Source organism: Streptomyces sp. R11 (assembly GCF_041051905.1).
In the GTDB taxonomy this organism is placed as follows: Bacteria; Actinomycetota; Actinomycetes; order Streptomycetales; family Streptomycetaceae; genus Streptomyces.
The window spans coordinates 5,476,868-5,491,698 of the sequence record NZ_CP163432.1; the positions used below are offsets into that span (position 1 = coordinate 5,476,868).

Below are 14,831 nucleotides of genomic sequence, written 5' to 3' on the forward strand. Positions count from 1 at the left end.
TGCCAAGAAAGGGGCCGTACCCATGCGGCTCACCGTCATCGGCACCGGCTACCTCGGTGCCACCCACGCCGCCTGCATGGCGGAGCTCGGACACGACGTGCTCGGGGTCGACGTCGACCCCGACAAGGTCGCCGCGCTGCAGGCGGGCCGGGTGCCGTTCCACGAGCCCGGGCTGCCGGAGCTGATCGCCAGGCACACGGCGAGCGGGCGGCTGCGGTTCACGACCGACTACGCGCAGGCCGCGGCCTTCGGCGACGTGCACTTCGTGTGCGTCGGTACGCCGCAGCGCGGCTCCGGGGGCGCCGACCTGACATACGTCGACTCCGCCTTCGCGGCGATCGCCGCGCACGCCGGCCCCGACGCGCTGCTGGTCGGCAAGTCGACCGTGCCGGTGGGGACAGCGGGGCGGCTCGCGGACACGCATGCCGGCGTCGAGGTCGCCTGGAACCCGGAGTTCCTGCGGGAGGGCTTCGCCGTCGAGGACACACTGCGGCCGGACCGGCTGGTGTTCGGGGTGCGCTCGGAGCGTGCCGAAACGATTCTGCGGAAGGTGTACGCGCCCGTCCTCGCCGCCGGGACCCCGCTCGTCACCGCCGACTTTCCGACCGCCGAACTGGTCAAGACGGCCGCCAACGCCTTCCTGGCCACCAAGATCTCCTTCATCAACGCGATGGCGGAGGTCTGCGAGGCCGCGGGCGGCGACGTCGGAGTGCTCGCCGAGGCGATCGGGTACGACGACCGGATCGGCAAGAAGTTCCTGCGGGCCGGTGTCGGCTTCGGCGGGGGCTGTCTGCCCAAGGACATCCGCGCCTTCGCGCACCGCGCCGACGAGCTGGGCGTCTCGCTGGCGTTCCTGCGCGAGGTGGACGCGATCAACATGCGGCGCCGCGACAAGGTTGTCGAGCTGGCCCGCCGGCTGTGCGGGGGAGCGGTCCTGGGCGCCCGTATCGCCGTACTCGGGGCGGCATTCAAGCCCGACTCCGACGACATCCGTGACTCGCCGGCGCTCAACGTCGCCGCGCGGCTGCGGCTCGACGGCGCCGACGTCACCGTCTACGACCCCGAGGCGATGGACAACGCCCGCAAGGCGTTCCCGCTCCTCGGATACGCGCTGTCGGCCGAGGAGGCGCTGCGTGGCGCCGATCTCGTGCTGCATCTGACCGAGTGGCCGCAGTTCCGGGAGATCGACCCGGAGCGGGCCCGGTCGCTGGTTTCCCGTCCGCGGATCGTGGACGGGCGGGGGGTGCTCGACGCGGACCGCTGGACCGCGGCGGGCTGGCGGTTCCGGGCGCTGGGAAGGCCCGCGCCCGTTGGGGAGGGGCCCCGGTAGGGCTCCTAGGGGAGGGAAAGAGAAAGCCATGACGGGACGTGACAACCACGACAGATACCCGGGCGTACCGGTCACCGTGGTCATGCCGACGTACAACGAGGCCGCGAACGTGGCGCGGATGGCCGAGCTGGTGCTCGGGCTGCCGATCGACGGGCTGCACCTGAAGATCGTCGACGACTCCAGCCCGGACGGCACCGGGCGGATCGCCGAGGAACTCGCCGAGAAGTACAACTGGGACGGCCGGCACCGGATGAGCGTGCTGCACCGCACCGAGAAGGACGGTCTGGGGCGGGCGTACGTCGCGGGTATGAGCGCCGCGCTCCAGGAGGGTGCCGCGTACGTGGTCCAGATGGACGCCGACGGCAGTCACCCGGCGGAGGCGGTGCCGCGGATGCTGGGCACGGCGGTGGCCTCCGGGGTGGGCCTGGTCGTCGGCAGCCGGTACGTCGAGGGCGGTTCGCTGGACGAGGACTGGGGCGTGCACCGGGTGCTGCTGTCCCGGTTCGCCAACCGCTACGCCCGCGCCGTGCTCGGCACGAAGATCCGGGACATCACGGCCGGCTTCAACCTGTGGTCGGCCGCGACCCTGCGGGACATCGACCTGGCCACCCTGGACAGCGCGGGCTACAGCTTCCAGGTCGAGCTGAAGTACAAGGCCGTAAGGGCCGGGCACAGCGCTGTCGAGATCCCGATCCGCTTCGAGGAGCGGACGGAGGGTGTGTCGAAGATGACGCTTCGGACGCAGCTGGAGTCGGCGGTCGTACCGATCCGGCTGCGCCTGAAGCACAGGTGAGCCCGTGGGCGGCGGTCGACCGTGCGTCGGCCGCCGCTCGCCGCTACTCGCCCGCCGCCGCCGAAGCCTGGGCCTCGCCGCGCCGGCGGATCTGGCGGAACGTGAACTCCTCCAGGTTGTCGCCGGTCTGGAAGCCCGCCGTGTCCTTGTCCGTCATGTCCTTGCCGTTGGTGAAGCCCGTGATGGTGAAGTAGGCGTAACGGCCGTAGGAGTTGGACTTGGAGTAGCAGACGGCGGAGGCGCAGAAGTCCTTGATGCCCTTGCCGGAGAGCGGCCGGACGATGTCCTTCTTGGTGTTCACCTGCCCCTTGACCTTCGCGGCCTTCGCCTCGGTGTCGAAGACGGCCACGCCCACCGTCACCGCGATGCCGTCCTTGACGTAGGAGACGCGCATGAAGCGGGTACAGCCGTTGGCGGTGAGGATCTTGGGGAGCCCGCCCTCGGTGACCGCGGAGCAGTTCTTCGTGTCGTCCGTCGCGCCCTTCTTGTAGACCGTCTCACCCATGGTCAGCTGTGTGCCGGGGAAGAGGATCTGCGCGCCGAGCGGAGCGGTGTCCTTGGCCTTGCTGGAGATGAAGTCCTTCGGATCCAGCGGCGGCGGGGCGCTCGTCGGCTCGAACGACGGGGCGGTGGACTGGTTCGGCAGGTCCGCGGTCGCCGGGAGCTCGGAAGACGGCTTGTTCGAAGCCGAGTTGCCGTCGTTCGACGACACCACGGCCACGGCGACGGCGGCACCGATCGCGACGGTGGCCAGCGCGCCGCCGCCGATGAACAGCAGCCGGCGCCGTTTGTTACGGGTCTCGGAGGCCTCGGCGAGTGCGGCCCAGTCCGGGGTCTGGTCGTCGGCGCCGCTGTTCCACGGCTGCTGGGATTGCGGTGTCCAGGGATCCCACTGGGACTGGGGTCCCCCCTGCTGCCCGTAGCTCATGGGGCGCATCTTAGACGGACCGAGGGTGTGCCGGTCCGCCCCAAGCGGCGCACAGGCCCCTAGCGTTCAGCCGGTGAGCGAGCATAAAAGCGACATCTCCGGGTGGTTGGTGCGACGGGCGACGTGGCATCTGTGGGCGGTGCTCGGGGTCTTGCTGGGGGCCCTCGTGGTGCGTACGGCGCGGGTGACCTCGGACGGAGGGATGGACAACGCGATCGTCGTGCGGGCGGCGCGGGTCTGGCTGGGTGGGGGTTCGCCGTATGACGACCCCCACTTTCTCTATTTGCCGAGTGCGGTGCTGGCGGCGGCTCCGCAGGCGCTGATTCCGCCGGGTGCGCTGGGTGTGCTCGTGCCGGTGGTCGTGACCGGGTGCCTGGTGGGGGGCTGGGTCTGTGCGCTGCGGGTGCACGGGGTGCCGCTGCGCAGCCGGTTCGCCGCCCTCGGGCTGATCGGGCTCGCGGTCGGGTTCGCGCCGTTCGCGCACCTCGTCCTGCTGGGGAACTGGACCGCTACGGCCGTGCTCGCGCTGCCGCTGGGGTTGTTGCTGGCGGCGCGGGGGCGGTGGGTGGCGGCGGGGGCGGTGATCGGGGCGGCGATCGCGCTGAAGCCGTTGCTGGCGCCGGTGGGGCTGCTGTTCGTCTTCGCGGGGCGGTGGCGGGGGCTGGGGGTGATGGTCGGGGTGCCGGTGATCGCGTCCGTGGGGGCGGCGTTGCTGCTGCCGGACCCTGCGGGGTTCTTCACTCGGACTCTGCCGTTCCTTCTGGGCGGGGACGACGGCTTTGTACGGCTGTACGAGGCGTCGCTGGTTGCCGTGCTGCCGAGGGTGGGGGTGCCGGAGGTGTGGGCCGGGGGGATCGGGGTGGTCGCGGCGGGGCTGGGGGTGGGGTGTGCGTATTGGCGCTGGCGGGGTGCGGATGAGGGGGCGCGGCGGCTTGTCGAGACCGCGGTGGGGCTGATGCTCTCGGCGTTCCTCGTGTCCCGGCCGTCGTACGACCACTATCTGCTGGTCGTTGTGCCGCTGCTGGTGGCGGGGGTGCTGGGGGAGGGGGCGGTTGCTCGGGGAGTGTGGTTCTGGGTGGCGCTCGTGCCGCAGCTTCCCGGGGTGACCTGGCCTTATCTGGAGGCGGTGCAGCGGCGGGCTTTTCGGGACGCGGTGACGTTGTGTGGTTTGGCGGTGACTGTGGCTGTCCGCGGCATTCGGTGCGGGCGGGAGGTCTCGCCCCAGCCGCCCCTACCCGTCCCGTCCTCCAGGGGCTCCGCCCCTTCGACCCCGCCGGGGGCTCCGCCCCTGGACCCCATGGAGGACTCCGCCTCCGGGGCTGCGGCTTCGCCCGTTGAGGAGCGGACTCGGTGGGGGGAGGGATGAGCCCTTCCTTGAGCGCCTCGGTGGGGGAGTCCCTAAGGTGCCCGGGGCGCGGGAAGCGGGTGTCCGGCGTGGGTGGGTGTGGGGCGGGGGCCGGGGATGCCGTGGCCGGGAGGGTGCTCGGGTGGCGCTGTGGGCTTGTCTCGGCGTGTTGATGGTCACGTCCTGGGGGGCGTGGGCCGCGGTGGGCCCCGTGTTCGGGGCGAAGGCCGGGCAGGGGCGGCGTTGGGGATGGGGCGGCGGATCCTGGTGGGCGCTTACTCTGGTTAATGGACAGCAGGAGCCAGGCGTCGGCCACCCGTTTTGACCCGGCCGTGGCGCCGCAGGTATCCTGCATGTTCGTTGTGTATTGGCTTGCTCATTCTCACGGGACGGGCCCTTACACCGGTCCACCGGGCCGATGACCAGCGACCCCACGTACGCGGTATGCGTCGCCGCCGTGCGGTCCAGGCTGTCGTGATCGTTTCGGTGACCTGTTCAGGACCATTCACTCGAAGCGAAGGCTACGAACCGTGCGTACGTACAGCCCCAAGCCCGGCGATGTGACGCGCCAGTGGCACGTCATCGACGCTCAGGACGTTGTCCTGGGTCGTCTCGCCACTACTGCCGCGACGCTCCTCCGGGGCAAGCACAAGCCGATCTACGCGCCGCACGTCGACGCTGGTGACTTCGTCATCATCATCAACGCCGACAAGGTGCACCTGTCCGGTAACAAGCGGACCCAGAAGATGGCGTACCGCCACTCCGGCTACCCGGGTGGTCTGCGCTCCGTCCGTTACGACGAGCTCCTCGACAAGAACCCCGAGAAGGCCATCGAGAAGGCCGTCAAGGGCATGCTCCCCAAGAACACTCTGGGCCGTCAGATGCTCTCGAAGCTGAAGGTCTACAAGGGTGACCAGCACCCGCACGGCGCGCAGCAGCCGCAGCCGTACGAGATCACCCAGGTCGCGCAGTAAGTCCGGCCACCCCCTAAGACTGAAGAGAATCTGAGGAGAATCGTGGCCGAGACCACTGCCGAGCAGCCGCTCGAAGAGCTTGACATCGACAGCTACACCACCGAGTCCGAGGTTCCGGTGGAGGGTGAGTACACCTCCGAGTCCCTCGCCTCGCGCTTCGGTGAGCCCCAGCCGGCCGCCGGCCTGGGTCGTCGTAAGAACGCCATCGCTCGCGTCCGGATCGTTCCGGGCACCGGCAAGTGGAAGATCAACGGGCGGACGCTCGAGGACTACTTCCCGAACAAGGTGCACCAGCAGGAAGTCAACGAGCCCTTCAAGGTGCTCGAGCTCGAGGGTCGCTACGACGTCATCGCCCGCATCGCCGGTGGCGGTGTCTCCGGCCAGGCCGGTGCGCTGCGTCTGGGTGTCGCCCGCGCGCTGAACGAGGCCGACGTCGACAACAACCGCGGCCCGCTGAAGAAGGCCGGCTTCCTCAAGCGCGACGACCGTGCGGTCGAGCGCAAGAAGGCCGGTCTGAAGAAGGCCCGCAAGGCCCCGCAGTACAGCAAGCGCTAAGCGCAAGCTGCCTCTGCTCGTACTCCGGTACTCCGAACGCCCCGGCGGCACGCCACAGTGCCGCCGGGGCGTTCGTCTTATCACCGGGCGCGGGCGTATAACGGCACAAGACGTTCAAAGGCTTGTGTGATCCGATGCCCCGGGCATGGAATGCCTGGAAGCGGGAGCCCCCGGTGGCCCGGTGGCGTATCGAGCGCCGGCTCCGCTTTCGGAACTGATGTTTCCTCAGGAGGACAAGTGGGACGACTCTTCGGCACGGACGGCGTGCGTGGTGTCGCCAACGCGGATCTGACGGCCGAGATGGCCCTCGGTCTGTCCGTGGCGGCAGCGCACGTACTCGCCGAGGCGGGCACCTTCGAGGGCCACCGGCCGACAGCGGTGGTCGGGCGGGACCCGCGCGCGTCCGGGGAGTTCCTGGAGGCCGCCGTCGTCGCGGGCCTCGCGAGTGCGGGTGTCGACGTGATGCGGGTCGGCGTGCTGCCCACGCCCGCGGTCGCGCACCTCACCGGCTCGCTCGGCGCGGACCTCGGTGTCATGCTCTCGGCCAGCCACAACGCCATGCCGGACAACGGCATCAAGTTCTTCGCCCGCGGCGGCCACAAGCTCGCCGACGAGCTGGAGGACCGTATCGAGTCCGTCTACGACGAGCACCGGCACGGTGAGCCGTGGCAGCGTCCGACGGGTGCGGCAGTCGGGCGGGTGCGGTCGTACGGCCAGGGGTTCGACGAGTACGTCGCTCACCTCCTCGGCGTGCTGCCCAACCGGCTGGACGGGCTGAAGATCGTCCTCGACGAGGCGCACGGCGCCGCGGCGGGCGTCTCTCCGGAGGCGTTCCGGCAGGCCGGGGCCGACGTCGTCACCATCGGTGCCGAGCCGGACGGGCTCAACATCAACGACGGCTGCGGGTCCACGCATCTGGACAAGCTGAAGGCCGCCGTCCTCGACCACGGGGCCGCGCTGGGGATCGCGCACGACGGGGACGCCGACCGGTGCCTCGCCGTGGACCACACCGGCGAGGAGGTGGACGGCGACCAGATCCTCGCCGTGCTCGCGCTGGCGATGAGGGAGCGGTCCGAGCTGCGGTCCGAGACCGTCGTTGCGACCGTGATGTCCAACCTCGGGTTCAAGCTCGCCATGGAGCGGGAGGGCATTGCGCTGGTGCAGACCGCGGTCGGCGACCGGTATGTGCTGGAGGAGATGAAGGAGCGCGGATTCGCCCTGGGCGGCGAGCAGTCCGGGCACGTCATCATCCTCGATCACGCCACCACCGGCGACGGCACGCTGACCGGGCTTCTGCTGGCGGCGCGGGTCGCGCAGACCGGTCGTACGCTCAAGGACCTCGCGTCCGTCATGGAGCGGCTGCCGCAGGTGCTGATCAATGTGCCGGACGTGGACAAGTCGCGGGTGAAGACCTCGGCGGAGCTGGCGTCGGCGGTCACGGAGGCCGAGCGGGAACTCGGGTCCACCGGGCGGGTGTTGCTCCGGCCTTCGGGGACCGAGCCGCTGGTGCGGGTGATGGTCGAGGCCGCGGACATCGATCAGGCTCGGTCTGTGGCGGGGCGGCTGGCTGATGCGGTGAAATCCGCGCTGGGGTAGTCGCTCGTGCCGGGGCGGGGGGTTTCTGTTCGTCGCGGGCTGACCGTTGTGTGGTTGCTCGCGCGGTTCCCCGCGCCCCTTACGGGGCGCTGCCCTACGCGGCGATTTTGCGTCGGCGTTGTTTCGACCACAGCCACTTCTGGGTCAGCAAGGTGATCGTGCCGGCCACGACGATGCCCAGCAGGTTCAGCAGGAGTTGCTGCGTGGAGCCCCAGGTCTGCTCCGTGTCGCCGTAGCTGAGGGCGACGGCCGCGTTGGCGGCGGCCGGGACCGTGGTGACCGAGATGGCCACGCCGACCAGGGCGCCGGACTTGGCGGAGGTCAGGGAGAGGGTGCCCGCGATACCGGCCAGCACCGCCACGATGAACGAGAAGGCGTCGGGGGCGTAGACGAAGGCGGTGTTGGGGCGCTCGCCCTCCAGTTGGTCCTTGGAGAACAGGTCCAGGGCGTCCATGAACCAGCTGAAGCCGACCGTCACGGCCATGGCGATGGCGAAGCCGGCCACGAGCGCGATCAGCGAGCGCAGGGCAAGACGCGGATGCTGCTGGACGATGGCCGTGCTGAGGCCGGCCAGGGGGCCGAACTCCGGGCCCACCGCCATCGCGCCCACGATCAGCACGGCGTTGTCGAGCACGACACCGCAGGCCGCGATCATCGTCGCCAGCGTGATGAAGGCGACGTAGGTGACGGAGAGCGTCGACTCCTCGTGCGTGGCGTCCGCGAGGTGCTCCCACAGCACCGCGTCCGCGCCCTCGCCCGGCGCCTCCTCCTCGGCCTCGTCGGCACGCTTGGACAGCGACAGGTCGATGTTCTCGACGGCGATGGACCCCGACTCCTCGATGCCCAACTGCTGCAGATCGGTGAGGAGTCCGTCGCCCGCCTCGCGCGCCACGTCACACATGACCAGGTCCCCGGAGGGGTTGCGGGCGGCGCCCGGCAGGACGGCGAGGTGGGTCGTCCCCACCGTCCTCTCGATCAGACGGACCACGTCGTCGGTCCGGTCGGCCGGCGTGATCAGGCGCAGATGCAGCATGACGCCTTTCTAACAGGCCCGTGTGACAGCCTCACAGCTTGCGCAGGCTCAGCCGCTGCACCTTGTGGTCCGGGCCCTTGCGGACGACCAGAGTGGCCCGGCCGCGCGTGGGGGCGATGTTCTCGACGAGGTTGGGCTTGTTGATGGTGCGCCACATCGTGCCGGCGTAGTCGAGGGCCTCCTCCTCGGACACCTGGGTGTACTTGCGGAAGTACGAGGAGGGGTTCTGGAAGGCGGTCTCGCGCAGCCGCTTGAAGCGGTTGAGGTACCAGCGCTCGATGTCCTCGGTGCGGGCGTCGACGTACACGCTGAAGTCGAAGTAGTCGGCGAGACCGACCCGGGTGCGGCCGTCCTTGCCGGGGAGGGCGGGCTGGAGGACGTTCAGGCCCTCGACGATCAGGATGTCGGGGCGGCGGACCGTGAGCTTCTGGTCCGGGACGATGTCGTAGATCAGGTGGGAGTAGACGGGGGCCGTGACCTCGTCCTTGCCCGCCTTGATGTCGGCGACGAAGCGGGTCAGGGCGCGGCGGTCGAAGGACTCGGGGAAGCCCTTGCGCGACATCAGGCCGCGGGCCTGGAGCTCCTTGGTGGGCAGCAGGAAGCCGTCCGTGGTGACCAGCTCCACGCGCGGGTGCTCGGGCCAGCGGGAGAGCAGGGCCTGCAGGAGGCGGGCCACAGTGGACTTTCCCACGGCGACCGAGCCGGCGACCCCTATGACGAACGGGGTGCCGGACTGGGAGCCCTGTTCGCCCAGGAAGGTGTTCAGCGCTCCTCTGAGGCCGTCCGTGGCGCCGACGTAGAGGTTGAGGAGGCGGGAGAGCGGGAGGTAGATGTCGCGGACCTCGTCGAGGTCGATGACATCGCCCAGACCGCGCAGCTTCTCGACCTCCTCCGCCGTGAGCGGCAGCGGGGTCTTGTCGCGCAGCGCGCTCCACTCCGAGCGGGTGAGGTCGACGTAGGGAGTCGCCTCCGGCCTGGGCCGGTGGGCGCTCCGGGGCATCGAGGAGACCGGAGAGATCACAGTCCATTGTTACGGGAGTACGAACGGACGGTGAGGTGGGATCCGTCACGCCGCCGCGTTCTCCGGAGAAAACGGCTGCCTCCGGCCGGTACCCGGGCAAAGTGGGGAATGTCAGTGGCGTGCGTCACAGTTGTGGGAGAGGTGGGCCCAGCCCGGGGTCCACCGACCCCGAGGGGGTGACCCATGACGTATGCGATCGAGGCGGAAGGCCTGGTCAAGCGGTTCAAGGACACCGAGGCGCTGGCCGGGGTCGACCTGGGGGCCCGCCGAGGCACGGTGCTCGGACTGCTGGGTCCCAACGGCGCGGGGAAGACCACTGCGGTGCGGATCTTCGCGACGCTGCTCCGGCCGGACGGTGGCCGGGCGCAGGTGGCCGGGCACGACGTGGTCCGGGAGGCCGGGGTCGTACGCGCCATGGTCGGGCTGACCGGGCAGTACGCGGCGGTGGACGAGAATCTGACCGGTACGGAGAACCTGCTGATGATCGGCAGACTGCTCGGTCTGCCACGCCGGGAGGCGAAGGCGCGGGCGGCCGAGCTGCTGGAGCGCTTTCAGCTGTCGGACGCGGCCGGGCGGGCCACGAAGACCTACTCCGGCGGCATGCGCAGGCGTCTGGACCTCGCGGCCAGTCTCGTCGGGCGGCCCAGCATCCTGTTTCTCGACGAGCCGACGACCGGTCTTGACCCGCACAGCCGCGGTGAGCTGTGGGATCTGCTGCGGGGCCTGGTCGCGGACGGGGCGACGGCCCTGCTGACCACGCAGTATCTGAACGAGGCCGATGTGCTCGCCGACGACATCGTGGTGATCGACAAGGGCCGGGTGATCGCCGAGGGCACGCCCGACCAGCTGAAGTCGCAGGTCGGGGGGCAGGTGCTGCAGCTGCGGCCGGTGGCGGCCGAGCATCTCGTACGGGCGCACCTGCTGGTCGCCGAGGCGGCCGGCCCGCAGACGCAGATCGAGGGCGAGACGATCACCGCGCCGGTGAAGGATCCCGAGCTGATGCCCGCTGTCGTGCGCACGCTGGACCGGGAGGGGATCGCGGTGGGCGAGCTGGCGCTGCGGCGCTCGTCGCTGGACGAGGTGTTCCTGGCACTGACCGGACACCGTGCCGAGCCGGGGGAGCCGGAGGGGAACGGCGGGGCGGCCGTACGGGACGACGACGAGAGCGAGCTGGAGAAGGCGGTGAGCCGGTCATGACCGCCGCCACCACGACCATCACGGCCCCGATCACCAAGTCGGGCCGGGTGCGACCGCTCGACGGGATGCGGCAGACCTTCACGATGGCCTGGCGGAGCCTGGTCGCGGTGAAGCACAACCCCCTCGAACTGGTCGACTACAGCATCACGCCGATCATGTTCGTGTTCCTCTTCACGTATGTGCTGGGCGGGCAGATGGCCGGGTCGCCCGAGGCCTATCTGAAGTACGCGCTGCCGGGGATCATCGTCCAGAACACCCTGTTCATGACCATGTACACGGCCATGGCGCTCAACACCGACCTCACCAAGGGCGTCTTCGACCGGCTGCGCAGCCTGCCGATCGCCCGCTCGGCCCCGCTCATCGGGCGCATCACCGCCGACCTCGCCAAGCATGTCTGGGCGCTGCTGCTGATGATCGGCCTCGGCCTGCTGCTCGGCTTCCGGATCACCGGGGGAGTGGACGGGTTCCTGCTCGGGACACTGCTGGTGGTCGTGTTCGCGGCGGCGGTGTCGTGGAGCGCGGTGCTGATCGGGATGCTGGCGGGGGACGCCGAGAAGGTGCAGGCCTTCGCGTTCACGATCATTTTCCCGATCACGTTCACGAGCAGCGCGTTCGTCATGGTGGACACCATGCCGGGGTGGCTGCAGGCGTGGAGCGACGTGAATCCGGTGACGCATCTGTCGGACGCGTTCCGGGGGCTGCTGCTGGGTGGGCCGGTGGCGGAGCCGGTGCTGTGGTCGCTGGTGTGGGCGGCCGGGATCGCGCTGGTGTTCTATCCGTTGGCCATGCGGTCCTATCGGGCGAAGGCCTGACGGAGGTCTGCGATACGTGGCGGAGGCCGCCCGCGGTTCCGGCTTCGTACCCCCGTGGGAATTTCCGAATTCGGGCAGGCGGCGCGGAGTTCGGGGGCGATTTTCCTGACGATCGGACCGTAGGCTGCCGCGCATGTGCGGAATCGTGGGATACGTGGGGTCGCAGTCGGCGCTCGAGATCGTGATGGCCGGACTGAAGCGGCTGGAGTACCGGGGGTACGACTCGGCCGGGGTCGCGGTGTTGGCGGACGGGGGGCTGGCCGGGGCCAAGAAGGCCGGGAAGCTGGGGAATCTGGAGAAGGAGCTGGCCGAGCGGCCGTTGCCGACCGGGAGCACGGGGCTCGGGCACACGCGGTGGGCCACGCACGGTGGGCCCACGGACGCGAATGCGCATCCGCATCTCGACAACGCGGGGCGCGTCGCGGTCGTGCACAACGGGATCATCGAGAACTTCGCCGGGCTGCGGGCCGAGTTGGAGGAGCGGGGGCACGAGCTGGCCTCCGAGACCGACACCGAGGTGGTCGCGCATCTGCTCGCCGAGGAGTTCTCGGTCTGCGCCGACCTCGCCGAGGCCATGCGGCTGGTGTGCCGGCGGTTGGAGGGGGCGTTCACGCTGGTCGCCGTGCATGCCGATGAGCCCGATGTGGTGGTCGGTGCGCGGCGGAACTCGCCGCTGGTGGTGGGCGTTGGGGAGGGTGAGGCCTTTCTCGCCTCGGATGTCGCCGCGTTCATCGCCCACACGCGGTCGGCGATCGAGCTGGGTCAGGACCAGGTGGTGGAGCTGCGGCGGGACGGGGTGACCGTCACCGGGTTCGACGGGCGGCCGGCCGAGGTGCGGTCGTACCACGTCGACTGGGACGCCTCGGCCGCCGAAAAGGGGGGCTATGACTACTTCATGCTCAAGGAGATCGCCGAGCAGCCCAAGGCGGTCGCCGACACGTTGCTGGGGCGCATCGACGCGTCCGGTTCGCTGACGCTGGACGAGGTGCGCATCAGCGCCTCCGAGCTGCGGGAAGTCGACAAGGTGGTCATCGTCGCCTGCGGAACGGCCTTTCACGCCGGGATGATCGCCAAGTACGCCATCGAGCACTGGACGCGGGTGCCGTGCGAGGTCGAACTGGCCAGTGAGTTCCGGTACCGGGATCCGATCCTCGACCAGCAGACCCTCGTCATCGCCATCTCGCAGTCCGGCGAGACCATGGACACCCTCATGGCGCTGCGCCATGCCCGCGAGCAGGGGGCCAGGGTGCTGGCGATCTGCAACACCAACGGGTCGACGATTCCGCGTGAGTCGGATGCGGTGCTGTACACGCATGCCGGGCCGGAGGTCGCGGTCGCGTCGACGAAGGCGTTCCTGACGCAGCTGGTGGCGTGTTACCTCGTCGCGCTGTATCTGGGGCAGGTGCGGGGCACCAAGTGGGGCGACGAGATCGGGGCGGTCATCCGGGACCTCTCCCACATCTCCGGTGAGGTCGAGCGGGTGCTGGAGACCATGGAGCCGGTGCGGGAGCTGGCGCGGTCGCTGGCCGCGAAGAGGACGGTGCTGTTCCTGGGACGGCATGTCGGATATCCCGTGGCCCTTGAGGGGGCGCTGAAGCTGAAGGAACTCGCCTATATGCACGCCGAAGGCTTTGCGGCGGGGGAGTTGAAGCACGGGCCGATCGCTCTGATCGAGGACGACCTGCCGGTGGTCGTGGTCGTTCCTTCGCCCCGGGGCCGTTCGGTTCTGCACGACAAGATCGTGTCCAACATCCAGGAGATCCGGGCCCGGGGTGCGCGCACGATCGTCATCGCGGAGGAAGGGGACGAGGCGGTGGTGCCGTACGCGGACCACTTGATCTGGATCCCGGCCACGCCGACCTTGCTTCAGCCGCTGGTGGCGACGGTTCCCTTGCAGGTGTTCGCCTGTGAGCTGGCGACGGCTCGGGGCAACGAGGTGGATCAGCCTCGGAATCTGGCGAAGTCGGTGACGGTGGAGTGAGAGGGAGGGGGCTTCGGGCCGGGCCGTTCAGCTGTCCGGCTCGTCGTCCCATCCGTCCGCCCGCCACGCCGCCGCCTGCGGCATGAACCTGTTCTCGGCCGCGTGTGCCGCCATGCGGGCGCTTCTCGCCTCGGCCTCCGGTCCGTCCGGCAAGTGGAAGTCCCTGCCCGCCCGGGTCGAGCCGGCCTGTGTGGTGGTGGCGGTCGGGAGGCGGCGGGCGGCGTAGCGGTCGAGCGCGGAGGGGACTTCGGCGGGCGTCGTGTCCGCGAGGGCGTCGCCCAGTGCGGCCGCGTCCAGGAGCGCCTGGGCCGCGCCCTGCGCCTGGAACGGGGCCATCGCGTGGGCGCTGTCGCCGAGGAGGGTCACCCGGCCGACGTTCCAGCGGGTGAGCGGGGTGCGGGTGTAGATGCCGTAGCGCAGCACTTGGCCTGCGCGTTCGAGGATGCTCAGCACCCGGGAGTCCCAGCCCGCGAACTCGCGTGACGGCTCTCCCGGTTCCGCCTGAGCGGTCCAGGACTCCTGCGCCGCCGCGTGCGTGGCGAACACGGCCACGACGTTCAGAAGTTCCCCGCGGCGCACCCAGTAGTGGACGAAGTGGCGGTCCGGGCCGAGCCAGACGGCGAGTGGAGGGAGGCCCAGGTCGGCCACCTCGGCGGCGGGAAGCAGCGCCCGGTAGGCGGCGGTTCCCGAGAACACCGCCTCGTCCTTGCCGAAGAGCCACTGGCGGGCGGCGGAGCGGATGCCGTCCGCGGCCACCACCAGGTCCGCGCCCAGACGTTCGCCGGCCGCCGTCGTGACGCAGGCGGAGTCGTCGTCCTGGGTGATGTCCACGACGGTCGTGTTCAGGCGCACCGACTCCGGTGGCACCGCGGCCACCAGCGCCTGGTGCAGATCGGCGCGGTGCAGCAGCAGGTACGGCGCCCCGAACTCGTCCTCGGCGTCACGGCCCGTCGCGTAGCGGCAGATCTCCGACCCGTCGGACCAGGTGCGGAAGCTCAGGTGGGAGGGGCGGGCGGCCGGTGCGGCGACCGCGCCGAGGACGTCCAGCCGGCGCAGCACCCGCGTGGCGTTGGGCGCGAGCTGGATTCCGGCCCCGACCTCCGTGAAGCGGGCTGCCTGCTCGACGAGCGTGACGTCCCAACCCGCCCGGCGCAGGCTCAGTGTCGCGGCCAGTCCTCCGATGCCCGCCCCGACGACGATCGCCCTCATGCGACGGCCCCACCGGGACGGCGGCACCCCGACACCGGTCGCCGCCGTCCTGAAGCG

At 70.3% G+C, this 14,831-nt stretch carries 13 protein-coding genes; 9 read left to right on the forward strand and 4 right to left on the reverse strand.

The window, feature by feature from the left end; translation table 11 throughout:
• Positions 1-22: 22 nt before the first annotated feature.
• Both AB5J55_RS25535 and AB5J55_RS25540 read left to right on the forward strand, forming a co-directional pair.
• Positions 23-1,330, forward strand: coding sequence for a UDP-glucose/GDP-mannose dehydrogenase family protein (locus AB5J55_RS25535; RefSeq protein WP_369272868.1), 1,308 nt, complete (start codon positions 23-25; stop codon positions 1,328-1,330).
• A 28-nt stretch (positions 1,331-1,358) separates the two neighbouring features.
• Positions 1,359-2,123, forward strand: a complete 765-nt coding sequence (locus AB5J55_RS25540; RefSeq protein ID WP_369272869.1) for a polyprenol monophosphomannose synthase — start codon at positions 1,359-1,361, stop codon at positions 2,121-2,123.
• Between the two features lie 43 nt (positions 2,124-2,166).
• On the opposite strand, the gene AB5J55_RS25545 is transcribed toward AB5J55_RS25540, so the two are convergent.
• Positions 2,167-3,051 carry a hypothetical protein gene (locus AB5J55_RS25545; protein WP_369272870.1) on the reverse strand — a complete coding sequence of 295 codons (885 nt, stop codon included), beginning with the start codon at positions 3,049-3,051 and terminating at the stop codon, positions 2,167-2,169.
• 109 nt (positions 3,052-3,160) lie between these two features.
• On the opposite strand from AB5J55_RS25545, the gene AB5J55_RS25550 reads away from it, so the two are divergent.
• The 4 genes from AB5J55_RS25550 (at position 3,161) to glmM (ending at position 7,521) form a co-directional block, all read left to right on the forward strand.
• Positions 3,161-4,417, forward strand: a complete 1,257-nt coding sequence (locus tag AB5J55_RS25550; protein WP_369276288.1) for a glycosyltransferase family 87 protein — start codon at positions 3,161-3,163, stop codon at positions 4,415-4,417.
• A gap of 509 nt (positions 4,418-4,926) precedes the next feature.
• Complete coding sequence (gene rplM / locus AB5J55_RS25555; RefSeq protein WP_010036634.1) at positions 4,927-5,370, forward strand: 50S ribosomal protein L13; 444 nt, start codon at positions 4,927-4,929, stop codon at positions 5,368-5,370.
• Positions 5,371-5,412: 42 nt separating this feature from the next.
• Positions 5,413-5,925: a 30S ribosomal protein S9 gene (gene rpsI / locus AB5J55_RS25560; RefSeq protein WP_103812805.1), complete on the forward strand. Its 513-nt coding sequence runs from the start codon at positions 5,413-5,415 to the stop codon at positions 5,923-5,925.
• Positions 5,926-6,162: 237 nt separating this feature from the next.
• Complete coding sequence (glmM, locus tag AB5J55_RS25565) at positions 6,163-7,521, forward strand: phosphoglucosamine mutase (protein ID WP_369272871.1); 1,359 nt, start codon at positions 6,163-6,165, stop codon at positions 7,519-7,521.
• A 94-nt stretch (positions 7,522-7,615) separates the two neighbouring features.
• Here glmM and AB5J55_RS25570 read toward each other — a convergent pair whose 3' ends face one another.
• Complete coding sequence (locus AB5J55_RS25570) at positions 7,616-8,554, reverse strand: DUF389 domain-containing protein (protein ID WP_369272872.1); 939 nt, start codon at positions 8,552-8,554, stop codon at positions 7,616-7,618.
• Between the two features lie 31 nt (positions 8,555-8,585).
• A complete protein-coding gene (coaA, locus tag AB5J55_RS25575) occupies positions 8,586-9,554 on the reverse strand; it encodes a type I pantothenate kinase (protein ID WP_369272873.1) in 969 nt (322 codons plus the stop codon).
• Between the two features lie 204 nt (positions 9,555-9,758).
• Here coaA and AB5J55_RS25580 point away from each other — a divergent pair, with 204 nt between their 5' ends.
• The 3 genes from AB5J55_RS25580 (at position 9,759) to glmS (ending at position 13,565) form a co-directional block, all read left to right on the forward strand.
• Positions 9,759-10,772 (forward strand): ATP-binding cassette domain-containing protein, encoded by a 1,014-nt coding sequence (locus AB5J55_RS25580; RefSeq protein WP_369272874.1) that lies wholly within the window; start codon positions 9,759-9,761, stop codon positions 10,770-10,772.
• Positions 10,769-11,584 carry an ABC transporter permease gene (locus tag AB5J55_RS25585; RefSeq protein WP_369272875.1) on the forward strand — a complete coding sequence of 272 codons (816 nt, stop codon included), beginning with the start codon at positions 10,769-10,771 and terminating at the stop codon, positions 11,582-11,584. Before AB5J55_RS25580 ends, AB5J55_RS25585 begins: the two co-directional genes overlap by 4 nt.
• 133 nt (positions 11,585-11,717) lie before the next feature.
• Positions 11,718-13,565: a glutamine--fructose-6-phosphate transaminase (isomerizing) gene (glmS, locus tag AB5J55_RS25590; protein WP_369272876.1), complete on the forward strand. Its 1,848-nt coding sequence runs from the start codon at positions 11,718-11,720 to the stop codon at positions 13,563-13,565.
• A 27-nt stretch (positions 13,566-13,592) separates the two neighbouring features.
• Here the strand turns inward: glmS and AB5J55_RS25595 are convergent, their stop codons facing one another.
• Positions 13,593-14,774, reverse strand: coding sequence for an FAD-dependent monooxygenase (locus AB5J55_RS25595; RefSeq protein WP_369272877.1), 1,182 nt, complete (start codon positions 14,772-14,774; stop codon positions 13,593-13,595).
• Positions 14,775-14,831 lie beyond the last annotated feature (57 nt).